The sequence below is a fragment of the Nocardia asteroides genome (genome assembly GCF_900637185.1).
Taxonomy (GTDB): Bacteria; Actinomycetota; Actinomycetes; order Mycobacteriales; family Mycobacteriaceae; genus Nocardia; species Nocardia asteroides.
In genome coordinates this window covers 2,939,116-2,958,888 of the sequence record NZ_LR134352.1, presented here as the reverse complement: position 1 = coordinate 2,958,888, position 19,773 = coordinate 2,939,116, and the positions used below count along the sequence as shown (strand labels likewise).

Genomic DNA, 19,773 nt, shown 5'->3' with positions numbered 1-19,773 from the left:
GCTGCCCCTTTCGCCCCTCGCACAGATCGAACAAGCATTCGAACGTTTGAATTGGGATTGAATATAGGGACACCCACCGACAACTTCCGCGCCAGCGCGCCATCGACGAGAGCCATGACAGCCGTCAAGCCGAATCACACCCCAGCACCCGTCGTCGTCGACCTCAGTGTCGCCGCCCTGCGCGCGCGCCTGCACGACGCCCTGTCGGTGTATGTCGCCGCCATGGACTATCCGCGCGGCACCGAGCACCACCGGGCCCCGATGTGGACCGAGCACACCACCAGGGCGGGCTGGCGCGCCGTGGCCGCCGTGCTGCCCGACGACTCCGGCGCGGTCGACCTGCGCACCGCCCCCATCCTGGCGATCGCCTACGGCTACCGCGGCGCGCCGCGGCAGTGGTGGCATCAGCAGGTACACACCGGGATGCGCCGCTGCGGCTGGCCCGAGGCGGCCGCGCGTGACCTGCTGGCGGACTACTTCGAACTCACCGAGCTGCACGTGCACCCGGCGGCGCAGGGCCGGGGAATCGGGTCCACGCTGCTCGAGCGGCTGCTGGCCGATCGCACCGAGGCCGCGGTCCTGCTGTCCACGCCGGAGGTGCCCGAGGAGGCGAACCGGGCCTGGCGCCTGTACCGGCGGGCCGGATTCACCGATGTGATCCGCAATTTCGTCTTCGCCGGCGATACCCGCCCGTTCGCCATCCTGGGGCGGCGGCTCCCGCTGCCCGCGTCCGGCCGGTGAGGGCGCCGGACACGGCGATCGTCGTCGGCTCCGGCCACAACGCGCTGGTCGCGGCCTGTTACCTGGCGAAGGCCGGCGTGCGGGTGCGAGTACTCGAACGCGACGAGGTGCCCGGCGGCGCGGTGTCGACCGTGGAGCGGTTCCCCGGTCACCGGGTGGACCGTGGTTCCTCGGCGCACATCATGATCCGGCACACCGGGATCGTCGAGGAGCTCGAGCTCGAACGGTTCGGATTGCGCTATCTCGACTGCGATCCCTGGGGTTTCACCCCGTCCGACGGTGTCCGCCCGCCGATCGTCTTCCGTCGCGATCTGGACCTGACCTGCGCCTCGATCGCCGCGGCGTGTGGGGCGCGCGACGCCGACGCCTACCGGCGCTTCGTCGGGGTGTGGGGTGAGCGCAGCGCGCGGGTGATGCGCGCGTTCGGCGGTCCGCCGACGCCGGGCAGGCTCGTGCGCTCGTTCTGGGGTCTGGACGCGCGCGACGGCGGCAGCGCGCTGTCGCGGGAGTTCCTGCAGACCGGTGACGCGCTGCTGGACTACTGGTTCGACGACGAACGGCTCAAGGCGTCGCTGGCCTGGTTCGGCGCGCAGTCCGGGCCGCCCATGTCGGAGCCGGGGACCGCGCCGATGGCCGGCTTCGCCGCGCTCATGCACACCCTGCCGCCCGGGCGGGCCGTGGGGGGAAGTGGGGCACTCAGTGCCGCCCTGATCGCCCGGCTGCGGTCCGACGGCGGCGAGCTGCACACCGGGGACGCCGTCACCGCGCTGCGCCACGCCGGCGACGGCTGGCAGGTCGACACGGCGTCGGGCCGGAACCTGCGCGCCGACACCGTGATCGCGGGCGCGCACATCCTGGCCACGCTGGACCTGCTGCGCGCGGGCGGTTTCGACGACAGCGTCCTCGACGACTGGCAGCGCCGCATCCGCGTCGGCCCGGGGATCGGCATGGTGGTGCGGCTGGCCACCGACCGGCTGCCCGACTATCCCGGCGCCACCCACGCCGAGTCCGCGCACGGTCTGCAGTTCCTGGTGTCGGACCGCAATCAGCTGCGGCTCGCGCACGGTGCGGCCATGGGCGGTGCGCTGCCGCCGCGGCCGGTGGTGCTGGCCATGAGTTTCAGCGCGCTGGATCCCTCCATCGCGCCGCCGGGGGAACACCAGCTGTCGCTCTGGGCGCAATGGCATCCCTACGCGCTGGCCGACGGCGGCGACTGGGCCGCGCACGGTGAGCGTGAGGCCGACCGGATCGTGGCCGAGGTCGAGCGGTACGCCCCGGGCTTCGCGTCCTCGGTGCGGCAGCGGTTCACGCAGACACCCGTCGACCTGGAACGGGAGATGGGTCTGCGCGGCGGCAATGTCATGCATGTGGAGATGTCGCTGGACCAGATGATGCTGTGGCGGCCGCTGCCGGAGCTGTCGGGTCAGCGGGTGCCGGGCGCCCCCGGGCTCTACCTGACCGGCGCGTCGACCCATCCCGGCGGCGGCGTGTCCGGTGCCAGCGGGCGCAGTGCCGCGCGCCTGGTCCTCGGCGATCGCCGCACGCGCCGATTCTCGTTGTCGCGTAGACGATGAGGAACCGGTCCGCCTGCGGGCGCCGTACCCAGCGCGGCGGGCGGCGGTACTCGACGAATTCCGAACGGGACGCCGGGTCACGCGTGCAACCGCGCGATTCCGCCGCCGCGACCCCGAACTGCGGCAGCGCCTCCGGCAACAGCGATGACGGCAGCGGCAATGCGAGCATCAACGGCAACGGCAGCTTTAGCAACGGCAACGGCAGCAGCAGCGGCGGCAGCAACGGCAACGGCAGCAGCAGCGGCGGCAGCAACGGCGGCAGCAGCAACGGCAGCAGCAGCAACGGCAGCAGCAGCAGCGGCAGCAGCAGCAGCAGCAGCAACGGCAACGGCAACGGCAGCAGCAGCAGCAACGGCAGCGGCAGCAACGGCAGCGGCAGCAGCAGCGGCGGCAGCGGCAGTGGCGGCGGCAGCAACGGCAGCAGCAGCAACGGCAGCAGCGGCAGCAACGGCAGCAGCAGCAACGGCAGCAGCGGCAGCAACGGCAGCAGCAGCAACGGCAGCAGCGGCGGCAGCAGCAGCAGCAACGGCAGCAGCAGCAGCGGCAGCAGCAGCAGCAGCAGCGGCGGCAGCAGCAGCAGCGGCAGCGGTAGCGGTAGCGGAAGTGATGGGAGCGGGCCGATGATCGGGGGGCCGCGGTGATCGGCGCGCGCAGCGGGCGGGTGCGTGGAGTCGCCGCGGCGTTCGGGCGGTGGGTGCGGGCCGAGCCGGGGCGGGCGCTGCCGGCCGCGACGGCGATCCTGCTGGTCGCGACGCAGATCGCCTATCCGTTGAGCGCGGGCACGACGCGGGATCGCATCACGATCGTCGTGGTCGGGCTCTCGGCCGCGACCGCCGTGCTGCACGCGGGGACGACTCGCGGTTGGCGATGGGCCCTGGGTTTTCTGGTCGTCGTCTCCGGGTTGGGGCTGAGCGCCGAGATCGCCGGGACCGCCACCGGGTTCCCGTTCGGCGCGTACGCGTATGCCGTCGAGCGGCTGGGGCCCGCGCTCGCGGAGGTCCCGCTGGTCGTCCCGCTGGCCTGGACCGGCGGGCTCTATCCGATCTGGATCGTCGCCACGCTGGTGGTGGCGCCGTCCGGAGCCGGGCCGGCCGGGGGCCGTGCCGGTTTCGCGGTGCGCCGGGCCTGCCTGTTCGTCGTCGGCGCGGTGGGGTGGGACCTGTTCCTCGATCCGCAGATGGTGGCCGACGGGCAGTGGACGTGGCGGGTCACCGATGCCGGGCTGCCGGGGCTGGCGCAGATCCCGTACACCAACTACCTCGGCTGGGCCCTCGTCGCGACGGTGATGGCGCTGCTGCTGACCGCGCTCGACCGGGCGGTCCCGGCCGCGCACGACCCGTCGGTGGCGGTTCCGGTGGCGGTGTTCGTCTGGACCTGGCTCGGCTCGACCCTCGCGCACGCGGTGTTCCTCGGGCTGCCCGCGTCCGCGGTGTGGGGGTTCCTCGGGTCGGCGCCGCTCGGTATTCCGCTGCTGCTGCGTGCTCGCAAGCTCGGCGCACCGAGCTGACGGGCCCGGTCGGCGCGGGTGAATCGCCTGGTCGACGTGGGTCGTCCCGGCCCGGTGGGCCCGTCGTGTGTGTTCTCGGGCCAGAGCCTGGCACGATGTCACCCGTGCAGCCGAGTCTCGTCGCCGACATGCCCACTCCGTCTCCGCGCCGGCGCGCGCGCCGCGTGACGGCCGTCGCCGTGCTGCTGGCGCTGCTGGTGCCCGCGCTGGCCGGGTGCCTGCGCGTGCAGGTGTCGATGGGTGTGTCGTCCAACGACCGGGTCTCGGGGCGGATCGTGGCCGCGGTCGTGCCGACCGGGCCAGCCGACAAGGGCCCGCAGCTGAAGGCGCCGGACCAGCTGGCCGCCAAGGTGCGCGTGGAGAACTACAACCAGGACGGTTACGTCGGCACCCAGGTGTTCTTCGATGACCTGACCTTCGGCGAGGTCGGCCAGCTGGGCGGGCTCTCGGACCAGACCCAGGGCATGTTCACCCTGGAGTTCCAGCGCACCGGCGACCTGGTGAGCCTCACCGGGCGCGTCGACCTGGAGTCGGTGCCGCCGCACGGTTCGGACGTGCAGTTCTCCATCGCCTTCCCGGCCCGCGTGGCCAAGACCAACGGCACCCGCGAGGGCGACAACACGGTGTCGTGGAAGCTGCCCGCCGGGGAGACCTCCACGCTGCGCGCCGAGGTGAAGTACGCCGACCCGAACACCCGCTCGTTCGCGGGCTGGGCCGGCATCGTCGGCGGCATCACGCTGGCCGTGGCGGCCCTGATCGCGGGCATGGCCTTCCGCGATCGCAACCCCGCTCCCCCGAACTCCCCGCGCGGCCCGTTCTCGCCGCAGGAGATGTGGCGCGAGATCGCCAGCCGCAGGCTGGGCCGCTGACATGGGCGCGGCGGGCCGTTACCTGACCTGGGCGGGCACCGGCCTCGCCGCGCTGGGCGCGACCACCGCCGCCTACAACCTGGCCACGCTGCGCACCCTCCCGCGCCGGGTCGCCGGGGTGATCGAACCGGTGACGGTGTGTGTCCCCGCCCGGGACGAGGCCGACCGCCTGCCCGCCCTGATCGCCGACCTGCGCGCCCAGACCGGCGTGCCGCGGCTGCACGTCCTGATCCTCGACGACGCCTCCGCCGACGATACCTACGCGGCCGCGCTCGCCGCCGTCGACGGCGACAGCCGGTTCACGGTGCTGCGCTCGGCCGCCCACCCCGCGCCCGGCTGGACCGGCAAGGCCGCCGCCTGCGCGCGCCTGGCCGCCCGCACCGACGCGGCGGCCCTGGTCTTCGTCGACGCCGACGTGCGACTGGCGCCGCACGCGATCGCCGCGGCGGTCACCGAACTGCGTGCGCGCGGTGCCGGTCTGGTGTCGGCGTGGCCGGTGCAGCGAGCCGGGTCCCCGGCCGAGCGGCTGGTGCAGCCGCTGCTGGCGTGGTCGTGGGCGTCCACCCTGCCGCTCGGCGCGGCCAACCGCAGTCTGCGCCCGTCGACCGCGGTGGCCTGTGGCCAGTTCCTCGCCGTCGACGCGGCGGCGTACCGGGCCGGTGGCGGGCACGCCGCCGTCGCCGCCAGCGCCACCGAAGATCTCGATCTGGCCAGGGCGCTGCGCCGGGCGGGTCATCGCACCGCGCTGGTGACCGCGGGCGAGGCCGCGAGCACCCGGATGTACACCGGCGCCACCGAACTCGCCGACGGCTACACCCGCTGGCTCTGGTCGGCCTACCGCGGCCGCCTCGACACCGGCGCCGCGGTGGGTCTGCTCGCCGCCCTGGCCTATTGGCTCCCCCCACTGGCCGCGCTGTGCGGCCGCGGCCGGGTCCGCCGCGCCGGCCTGCTCGGCTACCTGGCCGCGGTCGCGGGCCGCCTGGCCACCCGCAGCACCGAAACCCGCCGCCCGCCCACCCGCACCGACCTCACCTCCGCCCTGGCCCACCCGGCCGGCGTCGCCGCCTACCTCTCGCTGTGGCTGCGCTCCCACCACCGCCACCGCACCGGCACCCTCCGCTGGAAACACCGCCCCCTCGTCACCCCCGAACCCGCCACCGCCCGACACGCCTGACCCGCCGAATCGCGGAGGTGTTCGCAGCCCGCGGGATCGCTGACGAGCCTGTCGCTCAGGGGACTTCGGTGAGGCCGATGGTGGGGAAGAAGAAGCAGGAGCGGCCCGCGTTGTCGACGGTGCCGAAGACGGCGGCCAGGACGGTGCCCCGGCCGGTGTCGACGGGGACGGCGCGGACGCCGCCGACGGGGATGGCGGTGAAGAGGAAGTCGCGGATGGCGGTTTCGGCGAGGGGACGCAGTTCGATCGGGACCTCGGGTGGGACCAGGGCGCGCACGATGTCGGCGATCGAGCCCATCGAGGCCATCCCGCCGCGGCCGGTGCTGATGTTGAGCCAGGCCACCTGCATACCGGCGGTGCCGGTGGCCGGGTTGTCCGGCGCCAGGCCGTAGGGCAGGAAGGTGAACATCGTCTGCCCGGATTTCACGGCGTTGAGGTCCAGCCCCGGGATCTGCACCTTGCCGGCGGGCCATGGACCCGGCACGGCACCGGCGACGGCGGGGACGAGGCCCAGACCGTCCCCGGCGCAGTTCGCGGCCACCGTGGGATACAGGAACGGCTGAATGCCCAGTGCCTGCAAGGTCTGGACCACCGACTGATACGCGGTGAGCAGGTCGCCGGGCCCGGCCGTGGCGGCGGCGGGCGCATCCCTGGTTACCGCCGGTTCCGCGGCCGCGACCGGCGCGCTCAGCAGCACAGCGGCGGCGCAGGCCGCCAGCGTGATCACCCGGGTGGAACGACGCGGCTCGGTCACGACGCACTCCTCATCGACGCGGACAGATCCGACGCTACGCCGCCGACCGGCCGGATCCGCGCAGGCGAGGCCCTCGCGACGTCGGCGCGTCGCGGACAGTGTGCACCGGTGACACTCCGGAGCCAAGCTCTGCGCTCACGCTGATCCTTACCGTTGTGAAGTATCCCGGCGGTGCCACATGCTGATTCGGCACCGGCACTCGTGGCCGCGGCAACCATCCAGAGCGACCGAGAGACCTGGCTCCATGACGTCGCAGCAACCCGCCCGTTCCCGGGTGTGGGTGCTTCCGCCGGGTTCGATGGAGGAGAGACGTGGCGAGGTTCGCTGTCGCATGAAAATTCCCACCCCTGGCCGCAGGCCGCGTATTCCCTGGAGTCACCCCGTGATCGGTCCCCGTCATCGTCTCGCCGCCGTCGCCGGCGTCCTCGCCGTCGCCACCTCGGTGGTGGCCTGCGGCAGTGACAGTGGTGGCCCGGGTGGGCAGGCCGGTCCGCCGCAGCCCGGCGGCACCCTGCGCTACGGACTCTCGCAGGCACCCTCCTGCTCGGACCCGGCGCAGGCGGGCACGAACCAGACCATCTACGTGGCCCGCCAGATCGTCGACTCGCTCACCGATCAGGATCCGAAGACCGGGGCCATCACCCCGTGGCTGGCGCAGAGCTGGGAGGTCAGTCCCGACGCGAAGGTGTTCACCTTCAAGCTCGCCGACGGCGTGACCTTCAGCGACGGCACCGCGCTGACCGCCGATTCGGTGCGCGACACCTTCGACGCCGTCGTCAAGCTCGGTGGCGCCAAGGCGCCGCTGGGCGCGAGCTACCTGACCAACTACGTGGGCACCACCGCGGTCGACAAGCTCACCGCCCGCGTCGAGTTCAGCCAGCCCAACGCCCAGTTCCTGCAGGCCTCCTCGACGCCGCAGCTGGGCATCCTCGCCCAGGCCACCAACGCCAAGCCGGCCGAGGCCAGGTGCGCGGGCGACAACATCGGCAGCGGCCCGTTCACCTACGCGGCCTACAAGCAGGATGTCTCGGCGACGCTGGCCAAGCGGGCCGGATACCACTGGGGTTCGGCGGTGTTCGGCCACGAGGGCGAGGCCTATCTGGACCGGATCGAGTTCACCGTGGTCCCCGAGTCGGGCGTGCGCACCGGCAGCCTGGTGTCCGGGCAGCTCGACGCGATCAGCGACGCGCTGCCGCAGGACGCGCCGCAGATCGAGGCCGTGGGCGGTCGCATCCTGTCCACGTCGAACCCGGGCACCCCGTTCGGCTTGCAGCCCAATGTGAATCGCGGTCCGCTGCGTGACCCGGCGGTGCGCCAGGCACTGCTGCCCGCGCTCGACCGCAAGCAGCTGGTCGACACCGTGCTGGGCCCGCAGTTCAAGTTCGCGACCTCGTCGCTGGCCTCGGCCACGCCCGCCTACACCGATCTCTCGGCGCAGCTGCCGCACGACCCGGCCAAGGCGAAGTCGATCCTGGACCAGGCGGGCTGGGTGCCCGGCGGCGACGGCATCCGGACCAAGGACGGTGAGCGCCTGAGCTTCTCGGTGACCTTCAGCCAGGTGTTCGCCGGCAACCAGGCGATCCTGGAGCTGGTGCAGCAGCAGCTGCGCCAGGTCGGGGTGGAGCTGAAGCTGGACCTGGTCTCGGGTCCGGAGTCCACCGCGCGGATGGGCACCAAGGACTACGACGCCATCTACGGCAACTCGACCCGCGCCGACGGTGACATCCTGCGCACGAGCTTCTCGCTGGGCGGCCGCAATCTCAACGCGCGCGGCCCGATCCCGGCACTGGACGAAACCCTGGACAAGCAGCTGGCCACCAGCGACCCGGCCGCTCGCGCCGCGCTGCTCGGCACCGCGCAGCGGCAGATCCTCGACAACGGTCTCTACGTTCCCACGGTCGAGCTGTCGCAGGCGATCGGCGCCGCGGCGACCACCCAGGACCTGACGTTCGAGGCCTCGGCCCGGCTGCAGTTCTTCGACACCTGGCTGAGCGGGCGCTGAGCATGCTCCGCTACGTGGGTTCGCGCGTGCTGCAGGCGCTCTGGGTGTTGTGGGCGGCGTTCACGCTGTCCTTCGTGGTGCTGTACCTGCTGCCCGCCGATCCGGTCTCGATGGCCGCCGACGGCGGCGGCGTCGGCACCCCGGTCGACCAGGCCGCGATCGCCGAGCTGCAGGCCAGGTACGGCCTGGACAAGCCGCTGTGGGAGCAGTACGTGACCGCGCTCGGCAACGCCGTCACCGGTGACCTGGGGCGCTCGATCAGCACCGGCGCGCCGGTGACCCAGACCATCGGCGACGTGCTGCCCGCCACCCTCGGACTGGCCGCGCTGGCTCTGCTGTTCGCCACCCTCGGTGGCACCGCGCTGGCCTTCGCGGCCACCTACACGCGGCGGCCGTGGCTGCGCGACGCGCTGGCCGCGCTGCCGCCGCTGGGGGTGTCGGTGCCGACCTTCTGGACCGGGCTGATCCTGTTGCAGCTGTTCTCGTTCCGGCTGCACTGGTTCCCCGCGTTCGGCGGCACCGGCCTGCGCGGCACCCTGTTGCCCGCGCTCACCCTGGCCCTGCCGATCGGCGCGGTGATCGCGCAGGTGCTGGCCGCCGGGCTGGCACAGACGTGGCGGCAGCCGTTCACCGAGGTGGCGCTGGCCAAGGGCGCCTCGCGCTGGTGGGTGCAGCGCAGGCACGTGGCGCGGCTGGCGAGCGTGCCCGCGTTCACCATCGCGGGCGTGCTGGTCGGCACGATGCTGGCCGGGTCGGTGGTGGTCGAGTCGGTGTTCGCCCGCGCGGGCGTGGGCCGGTTGACCCAGACCTCGGTGCTCAATCAGGACATTCCCGTGGTGCAGGGCGTCGTACTCCTGTCGGCGCTGATCTTCGTGCTGGTGAATCTGGCGGTGGACCTGCTGTATCCGCTGCTCGATCCGCGGATCACCGGCACCCGCCGGACCGCGCGGGCGGACAGCTCCGGGACCACCGCCGCGAAGGCGGTGTCCGGTGCCTGACGTTTCCCATTCCTCCGAGACCGAAGGGAGCGACCATGGTCGACCTTCTCGTACGCCGTAGCACGGTCGCTCCCGCGACGGCGGCAGGCGAGGGCACCGCGCGCTCGGCCGGGTTCGGCGTCGTCGTGCGCTGGGTCCGCGGGCATCTCGGGCTCGTCGCGGCGAGCGCGGTGCTGGTCGTCGCGATCGGCTGGGCCCTGGTGCCGTCGGTGTTCGCCTCCGGTGACCCGCTCACCGGGGTACCCGCCGAGAAGTTCCAATCCCCCAGCGCCGCACACTGGTTCGGCACCGACAATCTCGGCCGCGACCTCTACACCCGGATGGTGCACGGCGCCGGCCTCTCGCTCACGGCGACGCTCACCGCGGTCGGTATCGCGCTGGTGGTCGGGTCGCTGTTCGGCCTGCTCGCGGGTGCGGCGGGCGGGATCGTCGACACCGCGATCATGCGCGTCGTCGACGTGCTGCTGTCGATCCCCGCGCTGCTGCTCTCGCTGGCGCTGGTGACGGCGCTCGGGTTCGGCACCCGCAATGTCGCGCTCGCCGTGGGTATCTCGCTGATCGCCAACTTCGCCCGGGTGATGCGCTCGGAGGTGCTACGGGTGCGGCACGCCCCGTATGTGGAGGCCGCGCACGCCTCGGGCGTCCGCTGGTACGCGGTGCTGGCTCGCCACGTCCTGCCGAACTCGGTGCAGCCGGTGCTGGCGCTGGCCGCGGTGGAGTTCGGGATGGCGGTGCTGGCGGTGTCGTCGCTGAGCTTCCTGGGCTACGGCACCAAACCGCCCACCCCGGAATGGGGTTCGCTGATCTCGGAGGGCCGCAACTTCCTCGCCTCGGCGTGGTGGCTGACCACCCTGCCGGGCCTGGTCATCGTCGCCGTGGTGCTCTCGGCGCAGCGACTGGGCCGGTCCGTCGGAAAGGCGGAGAATCGATGACGGCGCCCCTGCTGCGGGTCAGCGACCTGCGCGTCACCTACCGCTCCGGGTCCGGTCCCGTCGACGCCCTGCGCGGCGCCTCGATCGAGGTCGCGCGCGGTGAGGTGGTGGCCCTGGTCGGCGAATCCGGTTCGGGAAAGTCGACGTTGGCGCATTCGGTGATCGGCCTGCTCGGCGACTCGGCGCGCATCGTCGCCGGCGGAGTCGAGTTCGCCGGTGAGCCGGTGGACCCCACCGACGAGAAGTCGCTGCGCCGGTTGCGCGGAGTGCGGATCGGGTTCGTGCCACAGGATCCCGGGCTGTCGCTCAATCCGGTGCTGCGGGTCGGCGAGCAGGTGGCCGAAACCCTGCTCGTGCATCGGCTGGCCGATCGGCGCGGCGCCCGGTTGCAGGCGCTGGACCTGCTGGCGGAGGTCGGGCTCGACCGCCCCGAGCTGCGGGCGCGCCAGTATCCGCACGAGCTGTCCGGTGGACAGCGTCAGCGGGTGCTCATCGCCATCGCGCTGGCCTGCGGGCCGGAGCTGATCATCGCCGACGAGCCGACCAGCGCGCTCGACGCCACCGTGGCCAGGCAGGTGCTCGACCGGCTCGCCGAGCGGATCGCCGCGCGCGGGACGGCGGTCCTGCTGATCACCCACGATCTGGCGGTCGCCGCCGAGCGGGCCGATCGGCTGGTCGTCCTCGAGCACGGCGAGATCGTCGAATCCGGCCCGGCGGCACAGGTTCTCGACCGGCCGACGCACCCGTACACGCGCCGGCTGCTCGCCGCCTCCCCCGCGCTCGCGCCCACCCCGTTCCGGGCGCCGCGCCCGCGCGCGGAGTCGCCGCTGCTGTCGGTCCGCGCCCTGCACAAGCGGTTCCACGCCGCCGACGTGACCGCGGTCGACGATGTGGAGTTCACCCTCGACCGGGGCGAGACCCTGGCCCTGGTCGGCGAATCCGGGTCGGGCAAGTCCACCACCGCCCGCATCGCCCTGCGGCTGACCGAACCCGACAGCGGCACCGTGACCTTCGACGGACACGACCTCACCGGCGCCCGCAGGCGCAAGCTGCGGGAACTCCGGCGGCGCTTCCAGGTGGTGTACCAGAACCCGTACTCCTCGCTGGATCCGCGCTGGCAGGTGGGCGATATCGTCGCCGAACCGCTGCGCGCCTACGGCCTCGGCGACCGGTCCCGGCGGGTCACCGAGCTGCTGGACCAGGTGGCGCTGCCCGCCGAGTTCACCGCCCGCAGGCCCGCCGAACTGTCCGGCGGCCAGCGCCAGCGGGTGGCGATCGCCCGCGCGCTGGCGCTGCGACCCGACCTGCTGGTGCTCGACGAACCGGTCTCGGCACTCGACGCCTCGGTGCAGGCGCAGATCCTCGACCTGCTCGACACCCTGCAGGCCGAGCTCGCGCTGGGCTACCTGTTCATCTCCCACGATCTGGCGGTGGTCCGCCGGATCAGCGACCGGGTGGCGGTGATGCGGCACGGCCGCATCGTCGAGATCGGCCCCACCGCGACCCTGTTCACCGATCCGCAGCACGCCTACACCAGGGAGCTGCTCGCGGCGATCCCGGTGCCGCGCGCCCGGATCGCCCCACTCGACGGAAAGGACCTCACCCGATGAGCACCGACGGCTTGTTCCTCGGCATCGAAACCGGGGGCACCGGCGTACATCCCGCGTCCTGGCGGCGCGCCGATTCGCGCGCCGAGGACCTGTTCACCGCCGGCTACTGGACCGAGGTGGTCACCAGGGCCGAGCAGCTCGGCGCCGACGCGGTGTTCCTGCCCGACTCGTTCGGGCTGCAACCGGGCGGCACCACCGTCACCCGCGGCAGGCTCGACGCGGTCGCGATCGCCGCCCGCACCGCGCCGATCACCCGCCGGATCGCGCTCATCCCGCAGGTCCCGGTGACCCACACCGAACCGTTCCACGTGTCCAAGGCGATCGCCGCGCTCGACTTCGCGAGCCTGGGCCGCGCGGGCTGGGAGGTGGGCGTCTCCCCCGGCACCGCGCAGGCGAAGGCGTTCGGGCGCAAGGACGTCCAGACCGACGTGTCGCTGTGGCAGGAGGCCGACGAGGCGATCGAGGTGGTCACCCGGCTGTGGGACAGCTGGGAGGACGACGCGGAGATCCGCGACGTCCCCACCGGCCGGTTCATCGACCGCGACCGCCTGCACTACATCGACTTCACCGGCGCGCACTTCGCGGTGAAGGGCCCGTCGATCACGCCGCGCTCCCCGCAGGGACAGCCGATCGTGACGGTGCGCGCCGACGACCCGGTGGCCATCGACGTGGCCGTCCGGCGCGGCGACCTGCTGCGGATCAGCGCACCCGACCTCGCCACCGCGGCCGCCCGCCGGGTCGCCCTGCGCGCCACCCTGGCCACGGCGGGACGCGACCCCGACACGGTCCGCGTCCTGCTGGATCTGCCGGTGCACCTGGCGGATTCGGCCGCGCGGGCCCGCGCCGAGGTCGACGAACTGGACCGCTGGCACGCCGCCCCCGCGCCCGAGCTGCTCCACGCGGGCACCGTCGCCGACCTCGACGAACTGCTGGCCGAGATCGCCGCCTCCGGCATCGCCGACGGCGTCGTCCTGCGGCCGCTGGCCCTGCACGCCACCCTGGCCGCGCTGACCGCGCACCCCGCACGCCCGGCGGGCACCCTGCGCGACCGTCTCGGCCTCCCCCGTCCCACCAGCCGCTACGCCCGCCGAGGAGCCACGCTGTGAGCGCGAAACCCCGCAAGCAAGTCCATCTCGCCGCGCACTTCCCCGGCGTCAACAACACCACCGTCTGGGCCGATCCGGCGTCGAAGTCGCAGGTGGACTTCGCCTCGTTCGAGCATCTGGCGCGCACCGCGGAGCGCGGCCTGTTCGACTTCTTCTTCCTGGCCGAGGGCCTGCGGCTGCGCGAGCACCGCGGCCGGATCCACGACCTGGACGTCGTCGGCAGGCCCGACACGCTCACCGTGCTCAACGCGGTGGCCGCGGTCACCGAACGGCTGGGGCTGGCGGGCACCATCAACAGCACCTACAACGAGCCGTTCGAGCTGGCCAAGCAGTTCGCCGCGCTCGATCATCTCTCCGGCGGGCGCGCCGCCTGGAATGTCGTCACCTCCTCCGACGCGTTCACCGGCGAGAACTTCCGCCGCGGCGGCTACCTCGAGCACGGCGACCGGTACCGGCGCGCGGCCGAGGTGGTCGAGGCGACCAGGGCGCTGTGGGACAGCTGGCCCGCCGACGCGCTGGTGGTCGACCGGGAGCGCGGGATCTTCGCCCACGACGTGCCCGGCGCCGCGTTCCACAGCAGCCAGTTCGACATCGAGGCGCCGTTCGTGGTGCCGCCGAGCCCGCAGGGGCACCCGGTGCTGTTGCAGGCGGGCGATTCCGACGAGGGCCGCGAGTTCGGCGCCCGCACCGCCGACGCGATCTTCACCGCGCACGGCACCCTCGAGGCGGGCCGCGCCTTCTACGCCGACATCAAGGGCAGGCTCGCGAAATACGGCCGCGACCGCGACGAACTGCTGGTCTTCCCGGCCGCCACGTTCGTGCTCGGCGACACCGAGGCCGAGGCGCACGAGCGGGCCCGGCACATCCGCTACCAGCAGGTGAGCCCGCAGACCGCGCTCGCCTTCCTCGAACAGGTGTGGGGCCGCGACCTGTCGGCCTACGACCCCGAGGGCCCGCTGCCCGACATCGAACCCGACGCCACCGCCGAGATCACCCGCGGCCGGGTCCGGCACGCGAAAGACCCACTGGCCGTGGCGAAGGCCTGGCGGGCGCAGGCCGAGGCGGACAACCTCAGCATCCGCGAACTCATCATCGAGGTCACCAGCCGTCAGCAGTTCATCGGCACACCCGCCCAGGTCGCCGAGCAGATCGACCACTACGTGCAGTCCGACGCGGCCGACGGCTTCATCCTCGTCCCGCACCTGACCCCTGCCGGTCTCGACGAATTCGTCGACCGGGTGGTGCCGGAACTGCAGGAACGCGGCAGTTTCCGCACCGCCTACACCGGCACCACGCTGCGCGACCACCTCGGTCTGCGCCATCCCCAGCATCCCACCGTCGCCGAAGGAGCACGCGCGTCATGACGATCACGGTCGAATCCACCAGCACCGCAACCCCGTTCACCGACGACTGGCGGCGCTGGCACGAGGCCCGCGAGGACGGCCTGCGCGAGCCGCTGGGCTGGCTCAGCCTGGCCGGGCTGCACTGGCTCACCGACAGCCCGGAGCGGCTCGACGGTCTGCCCGGCACCTGGTGGGTCACCGACGAGAAGGTGTTCATCACCGCCCAGCCCGCCGACCTGCTCGACGTCGACGGCGAACGGATCGGCGGCGTGCAGATCCTCGTCCCCGTCGAGGGGGCGCCCGGGCTGACCGTGGTCAACGAGCGGCGGGTGTTCGAGGTGATCCGGCGCTCCGGACAGTTCGCGGTGCGGGTGCACGATCCGGCGGCGCCGGCGCTGGCGGCGTTCACCGGGGTCCCGCACTACCCGGTCGATCCGCGCTGGGTGGTGACCGGCCGGTTCACCGCCTTCGACACCGCTCGCACCGTCACCACCGGCGCGGTCGTGGACGGGCTCGCGCATCATCACAGCGCGGCGGGCACGATCGAGTTCCGGATCGGCGAGGTCACCGAGACGCTGGTCGCCTTCGGCACGCCCGGTGAGCTGAAGGTGCTGTTCACCGACGCCACCAGCGGTGTCACCACCTACCCGGCCGCGCGCTCGCTCGCGATCGGCGCGGTCGCGGCGGACGGCACCGTGACGCTGGACTTCAACCGGGCGGTGAATCTGCCCTGCGCCTTCACCCCGTACGCGACCTGCCCGGTGGCGCCGGCCGCGAACCGGCTGCGGGTGGCGATCGAAGCGGGCGAACAGGATCCGGCGCTGTGACCGTTCCGCTCTCGATCCTGGACCTCTCGCCGATCAGCGCCGGATCCAGCGCCGCGCAGGCGGTGCGCAACACCGTCGACCTGGCCCGGCACGCCGAACAGTGGGGCTACCACCGGTATTGGCTGGCCGAACACCACTTCGTCGCGGTGGCCAGCTCGTCCTCGCTGACCCTGCTCGGGCTGGTGGCCGCGGCCACCTCCCGGATCCGGGTCGGCACCGGCGCCGTGCAAGTGGGGCACCACACCTCGGCCTCGATCGTCGAGGCGTTCGGCACCGTCGACGCGGTGGCACCGGGCCGGCTCGATCTGGGGCTGGGCCGCTCGGGGCATCGGCGCGGCCAGTTCGGGGCCGAGGCCTCCACCGCCAAGGGCGGGCATCCGGTGCTGGACGCGGTCACCGGCCGCACCGAGATCCGCGACGGGGTGGTGGTACCGCCGCCGTTCGACCCGCGCGGGATCACCGACCGATCCAAGTTCGTCGCCTCGATCGAGGCGTTGCAGCAGCCCGGCGCCGAAGCGCCCGACTTCGCCGATCAGGTCGACGAGGTGCGCGCGCTGCTCGACGGCAGCTACGTCGGGTCCAACGAGGTTGCGCTGCACGCGGTTCCGGGTGAGGGCGCGCAGGTGGAGCTGTGGCTGTTCGGCAGCACCGCCGGGGAGAGCGCGGAGCTGGCAGGCCGGCTCGGACTGCCGTTCGCGGCGGCGTATCACGTGGCGCCGGGGACCGCGCTGGACGCGGTGCGGGCGTATCGGGCGGCGTTCCGGCCGTCGGCCACCCTCGCCGAACCGCACGTCATCGTGTCGGCGGATGTCGTGGTGGCCGCCGACGAGGTCACCGCCCGGCACCACGCGAGTACCTACGGGCACTGGGTGCACAGCATCCGCAGCGGCTCCGGCGCGAGCGAGTACCTCGACCCCGCCACCGCGGCCCCGCTCACCCCCGACCAGCACCGCCTGGTCGAGGACCGGCTCGCCGCCCAGATCGTCGGCGCCCCGGACACCGTCACCACCCGCCTCGCGGCGTTGGCGGCGCTGACCGGCGCGGCCGAGCTGCTGGTCACCACCATCACCCACGACCACGCCGACCGCCTGGAATCGCACCGGCTGCTCGCCGATGCCTGGGGCCTGCGCCCCGCCCGCGCGGCCTGACCCGATCCGGGGGCGGGGACGCTCCCGCCCCCGGACCCGGCGAGAGCTGACCGTGGCGGGCCGATTCAGCCTGCCGAACGTCGGCGTCAAGCGCTGATTCGTCACACCGGCGCGAGCTATACGTCGGCGTATATCAGCGGTATCCTCCTTTCCATACGCACCCGTACGGAAAAGGGGTTTCTCATGCGAGTGGAGACGTCGGCGCATACGGCACGACCGTGGCGGATTCACGAGATCGCGACCGATTTCGAGGTCGAGGACGTCTGGCGGTTCCGGACACCGGGTGGGCGCGCGGGCGACTTTCCCGCCCTGCTCGCGGCACTGCGCGCGAACCGGGCCTCGGACGACTCCGGGGTCAGCGGGGTGTTGTTCAAGATCCGGTGGAAGCTCGGCGAGCTGTTCGGGTGGGACCGGGAGTCGGCGGGCACGGGCCGCCGGGTTCGGTCGCTGCTGGACCGGTTGCCCGCGGATCTGCGGGACCTCCCCCGACCCGACGATACGGGCAGCCCGTTCACCAGCGTGTACGCGCTCGACGACGAATACGCCGCCGAACTCGCCAACAACACCATGCACGGGGTGCTGCACCTGGGTTGGGTGCCCGACGAGAGCGGACCCGGTTACCACTTGCAGATGGCGGTGCTGGTCAAGCCGAACGGACTGTTCGGCCGCGCCTACATGGCGTTCATCAAGCCCTTCCGGTACCTGATCGTGTACCCGGCCATGACGCGCTCGTGGGAACGCGTCTGGGCCGAGCTGGCGCTCACGCGCTGAGCGGGGCCGCCGTCACGCCGTAGCCGAGGTTGGTGAGCACCTCACTGGTGGCCTTGGCGAAGTTCAAGGTGATGAAGTGCAGGCAGGGGGCGCCCTCGTCGATCAGGCGCTGCGCCATCTCGGTGGCGATCTGGATGCCCTCGGCCCGCACGGCGGCCTTGTCCTCCTCGGGACCGGTGCCCGCCGCGCGGGTCAGCCGATCGAGCACCGCGGGCGCCAGCGGACGGCCGCACAGCTCCTCGGCGCGCTGCACGGTGCGCAGCGAGGTGATGGGCATGAGCTCGGGGATGATCGGCTTGGCGCCCTCGATCGGGTCCATCGCCACCACCCGGTCGCGCAGCCGCAGGTAGTGCTCCACGTCGAAGAACATCTGAGTGATCGAATACTCGGCGCCCGCACGCAGTTTCGCGGCCAGCTGACGGGTGTCGTGGTCGAGGTCGGGCGAGCGGTGGTGACCCTGTGGGAACGACGCGACGCCGACATGGAAATCGCCCAGGTCGCGCACGATCCGCACCAGTTCCTCGGCGTACTCGACGCCCTCGGGATGCTTGCGCCACTCGCCGAGCGGGTCGCCGGGCGGGTCGCCGCGCAGCACCAGCAGGTTGCGGATGCCCGAGTCGGCGTAGGAACCGACCAGCGCGCGCAGTTCGTCGAGGCTGTGCCCGACCGCGGTGAGGTGCGCGACCGGCAGCAGGGTGGTCTCGGTGGCGAGCTCACCGGTGATCCGCACGGTGCGGTCCTTGGTGGAACCGCCCGCGCCGTAGGTCATCGACACGAAGGCGGGGTGCATGCACTCGAACTCGCGCACCGCACGCCACAGCCTGGCCTCACCGGCGGCGTCGCGGGGCGGGTTGAACTCCACCGAGAACGGCACGCCGGAGCCCGCATGGGTCTGCAGGCTGCGCACCACCGAGGGGGTGTTCGAGACGATCGGCTGCTTCTGGGCGGGTCGATCTGGGGTCGAACGTCCCCGTCCATCGTCGAAAGTCACCGGTTCAGTGTAGTGGTGTGCACCGGCGCCGCGGCGCCGACCAGGAATCGGGCGAACCCGGCGGCCCGAAACCGGGCGCCGACCTGCCCGGCGAGCGTCAAGTCCGCTCGACGAACATTCGCAGACGCCGCCGAATCGCCGGGTGTGGGGTCGGTCGCAGCGGCCCCGTGCGCCGACGACACCCCCGCCCCGCCCGCGTATCCTGCGACGGAACGCCGGTGCGCGCGCCGCCGCGTGCGATCCCGGTCCATCCGCTCGCCCACTTCCGCCCCTGGAGGCCACCCTGTCCGCCGGAATCGGTACCCCACTCTCCCGGTCCGTCGCCGACACCACCGCCGCGGTCGACCTGGTCACGCTCACACCGGGCACACCCGCGTTCGTCAGCGCGGTCGAGCAGGTCCTCGCCGAGTTCTTCGCCTCGCGGCGCGAGATCGTCGAGCCGCTCGGCCCGGTCTTCGTCGACGCCGCCGCGTCGCTGGAACAGTTCGTCATCCGGGGCGGCAAGCGGACCAGGCCGGGTTTCGCCTGGACCGGCTGGCTCGGCGCGGGCGGCGATCCGGCCGGACCCGACGCGGCCGCGGTGCTCACCGCCTGCTCGGCGCTGGAGCTGGTGCAGGCGTGCGCCCTGGTGCACGACGACATCATCGACTCCTCGCAGACCCGGCGCGGCTACCCGACCGTGCACATCGAGTTCGAGGACCGCCATCGCGCGGCGGGCTGGCCCGGCGACGGCGCCGAGTACGGCAGGGCGGTCGCCATCCTGATCGGCGATCTGGCCCTGGCCTGGGCCGACGACCTGGTGCACGAGGCCGGACTCGCCCCAGCGGCGCTGGCCGGGTTCGCGCCGGTGTGGGCGCGGATGCGCACCGAGGTGCTGGGCGGGCAGCTGCTCGACATCAACGGCGAGGCGGGCGGCGACGAGTCGGTCGAGGCCGCGCTGCGGATCAACCGGTACAAGACCGCCGCCTACACCATCGAGCGCCCGCTGCACCTGGGCGCCGCGCTGGCCGGCGCCGACGAGGCCCTGGTGGCGGCGCTGCGGACCTACGGCACCGACGTCGGCATCGCCTTCCAGCTGCGCGACGACCTGCTGGGTGTGTTCGGCGACCCGGCCGTCACCGGCAAGCCCTCCGGCGACGACCTGCGCGAGGGCAAGCGCACCGTGCTGATCGCCGAGGCGCTGCGCCGGGCCGACCCGGAGTCGGCGGCGCTGATCCGGACCGGCCTGGGCACCGACCTCGACGACGCCGCGGTCGACCGGCTGCGCGCGCTGCTCACCGACCTGGGCGCCGTCGACGAGGTGGAACGCCGGATCACCGAGCTCACCGACACCGGCCTGCGCGCCGTGGCGACGAGCGGCGCGACCCCGCAGGCCAAGCAGCTGCTGCACGACATGGCACTGGCCGCCACCCGGCGCATCGCCTGA

General features: G+C 72.9%; 18 protein-coding genes and 1 riboswitch. Of the genes, 16 read left to right on the top strand and 2 right to left on the bottom strand.

Features of this window, described 5'->3' with window-relative positions; translation table 11 throughout:
* The first annotated feature begins 114 nt into the window (after positions 1 to 114).
* The 6 genes from EL493_RS13890 to EL493_RS13865 all read left to right on the top strand — a co-directional run bounded on the left by EL493_RS13890 (position 115) and on the right by EL493_RS13865 (position 5,865).
* Positions 115 to 741, top strand: a complete 627-nt coding sequence (locus EL493_RS13890; RefSeq protein WP_019046221.1) for a GNAT family N-acetyltransferase — start codon at positions 115 to 117, stop codon at positions 739 to 741.
* Positions 738 to 2,315 (top strand): phytoene desaturase family protein, encoded by a 1,578-nt coding sequence (locus EL493_RS13885; protein WP_019046220.1) that lies wholly within the window; start codon positions 738 to 740, stop codon positions 2,313 to 2,315. The genes EL493_RS13890 and EL493_RS13885 overlap by 4 nt, the downstream gene beginning before the upstream one ends.
* Before the next feature lie 83 nt (positions 2,316 to 2,398).
* A complete protein-coding gene (locus EL493_RS32320) occupies positions 2,399 to 2,956 on the top strand; it encodes a hypothetical protein (protein WP_051719615.1) in 558 nt (185 codons plus the stop codon).
* Positions 2,953 to 3,822, top strand: coding sequence for a carotenoid biosynthesis protein (locus EL493_RS13875; protein WP_019046219.1), 870 nt, complete (start codon positions 2,953 to 2,955; stop codon positions 3,820 to 3,822). Before EL493_RS32320 ends, EL493_RS13875 begins: the two co-directional genes overlap by 4 nt.
* A 128-nt stretch (positions 3,823 to 3,950) precedes the next feature.
* On the top strand, positions 3,951 to 4,691 hold the full coding sequence (locus EL493_RS13870; protein ID WP_036836707.1) for an LppM family (lipo)protein: 741 nt from the start codon (positions 3,951 to 3,953) through the stop codon (positions 4,689 to 4,691).
* A 1-nt stretch (position 4,692) separates the two neighbouring features.
* Entirely contained in the window at positions 4,693 to 5,865 is a 1,173-nt protein-coding gene (locus EL493_RS13865) for a glycosyltransferase (protein WP_019046217.1), read from the top strand.
* A gap of 55 nt (positions 5,866 to 5,920) precedes the next feature.
* Here the strand turns inward: EL493_RS13865 and EL493_RS13860 are convergent, their stop codons facing one another.
* The gene (locus EL493_RS13860) at positions 5,921 to 6,619 is read right to left on the bottom strand and encodes a hypothetical protein (RefSeq protein WP_019046216.1); all 699 of its coding nucleotides are present in this window, start codon (positions 6,617 to 6,619) and stop codon (positions 5,921 to 5,923) included.
* Between the two features lie 211 nt (positions 6,620 to 6,830).
* Positions 6,831 to 6,924: riboswitch (SAM riboswitch) on the top strand.
* Between the two features lie 77 nt (positions 6,925 to 7,001).
* On the opposite strand from EL493_RS13860, the gene EL493_RS13855 reads away from it, so the two are divergent.
* The 9 genes from EL493_RS13855 to EL493_RS13815 all read left to right on the top strand — a co-directional run bounded on the left by EL493_RS13855 (position 7,002) and on the right by EL493_RS13815 (position 17,356).
* A complete protein-coding gene (locus EL493_RS13855) occupies positions 7,002 to 8,621 on the top strand; it encodes an ABC transporter substrate-binding protein (RefSeq protein WP_019046215.1) in 1,620 nt (539 codons plus the stop codon).
* 2 nt (positions 8,622 to 8,623) lie between these two features.
* Positions 8,624 to 9,619, top strand: a complete 996-nt coding sequence (locus tag EL493_RS13850; protein ID WP_019046214.1) for an ABC transporter permease — start codon at positions 8,624 to 8,626, stop codon at positions 9,617 to 9,619.
* 35 nt (positions 9,620 to 9,654) lie between these two features.
* Positions 9,655 to 10,551, top strand: coding sequence for an ABC transporter permease (locus EL493_RS13845; protein WP_019046213.1), 897 nt, complete (start codon positions 9,655 to 9,657; stop codon positions 10,549 to 10,551).
* The gene (locus tag EL493_RS13840) at positions 10,548 to 12,161 is read left to right on the top strand and encodes a dipeptide ABC transporter ATP-binding protein (RefSeq protein WP_019046212.1); all 1,614 of its coding nucleotides are present in this window, start codon (positions 10,548 to 10,550) and stop codon (positions 12,159 to 12,161) included. Before EL493_RS13845 ends, EL493_RS13840 begins: the two co-directional genes overlap by 4 nt.
* On the top strand, positions 12,158 to 13,267 hold the full coding sequence (locus EL493_RS13835) for an LLM class flavin-dependent oxidoreductase (RefSeq protein WP_019046211.1): 1,110 nt from the start codon (positions 12,158 to 12,160) through the stop codon (positions 13,265 to 13,267). Before EL493_RS13840 ends, EL493_RS13835 begins: the two co-directional genes overlap by 4 nt.
* Positions 13,264 to 14,631 (top strand): NtaA/DmoA family FMN-dependent monooxygenase, encoded by a 1,368-nt coding sequence (locus tag EL493_RS13830; protein WP_019046210.1) that lies wholly within the window; start codon positions 13,264 to 13,266, stop codon positions 14,629 to 14,631. Before EL493_RS13835 ends, EL493_RS13830 begins: the two co-directional genes overlap by 4 nt.
* Positions 14,628 to 15,437 (top strand): DUF1684 domain-containing protein, encoded by an 810-nt coding sequence (locus EL493_RS13825; RefSeq protein WP_019046209.1) that lies wholly within the window; start codon positions 14,628 to 14,630, stop codon positions 15,435 to 15,437. The genes EL493_RS13830 and EL493_RS13825 overlap by 4 nt, the downstream gene beginning before the upstream one ends.
* Complete coding sequence (locus EL493_RS13820) at positions 15,434 to 16,585, top strand: LLM class flavin-dependent oxidoreductase (protein ID WP_019046208.1); 1,152 nt, start codon at positions 15,434 to 15,436, stop codon at positions 16,583 to 16,585. The genes EL493_RS13825 and EL493_RS13820 overlap by 4 nt, the downstream gene beginning before the upstream one ends.
* A gap of 183 nt (positions 16,586 to 16,768) precedes the next feature.
* Complete coding sequence (locus tag EL493_RS13815; protein WP_022566004.1) at positions 16,769 to 17,356, top strand: DUF2867 domain-containing protein; 588 nt, start codon at positions 16,769 to 16,771, stop codon at positions 17,354 to 17,356.
* On the opposite strand, the gene EL493_RS13810 is transcribed toward EL493_RS13815, so the two are convergent.
* On the bottom strand, positions 17,346 to 18,347 hold the full coding sequence (locus EL493_RS13810) for a methylenetetrahydrofolate reductase (protein ID WP_081723048.1): 1,002 nt from the start codon (positions 18,345 to 18,347) through the stop codon (positions 17,346 to 17,348). The two genes, EL493_RS13815 and EL493_RS13810, sit on opposite strands and share 11 nt — an antisense overlap.
* Before the next feature lie 271 nt (positions 18,348 to 18,618).
* On the opposite strand from EL493_RS13810, the gene EL493_RS13805 reads away from it, so the two are divergent.
* Positions 18,619 to 19,773 carry a polyprenyl synthetase family protein gene (locus tag EL493_RS13805; RefSeq protein ID WP_030204045.1) on the top strand — a complete coding sequence of 385 codons (1,155 nt, stop codon included), beginning with the start codon at positions 18,619 to 18,621 and terminating at the stop codon, positions 19,771 to 19,773.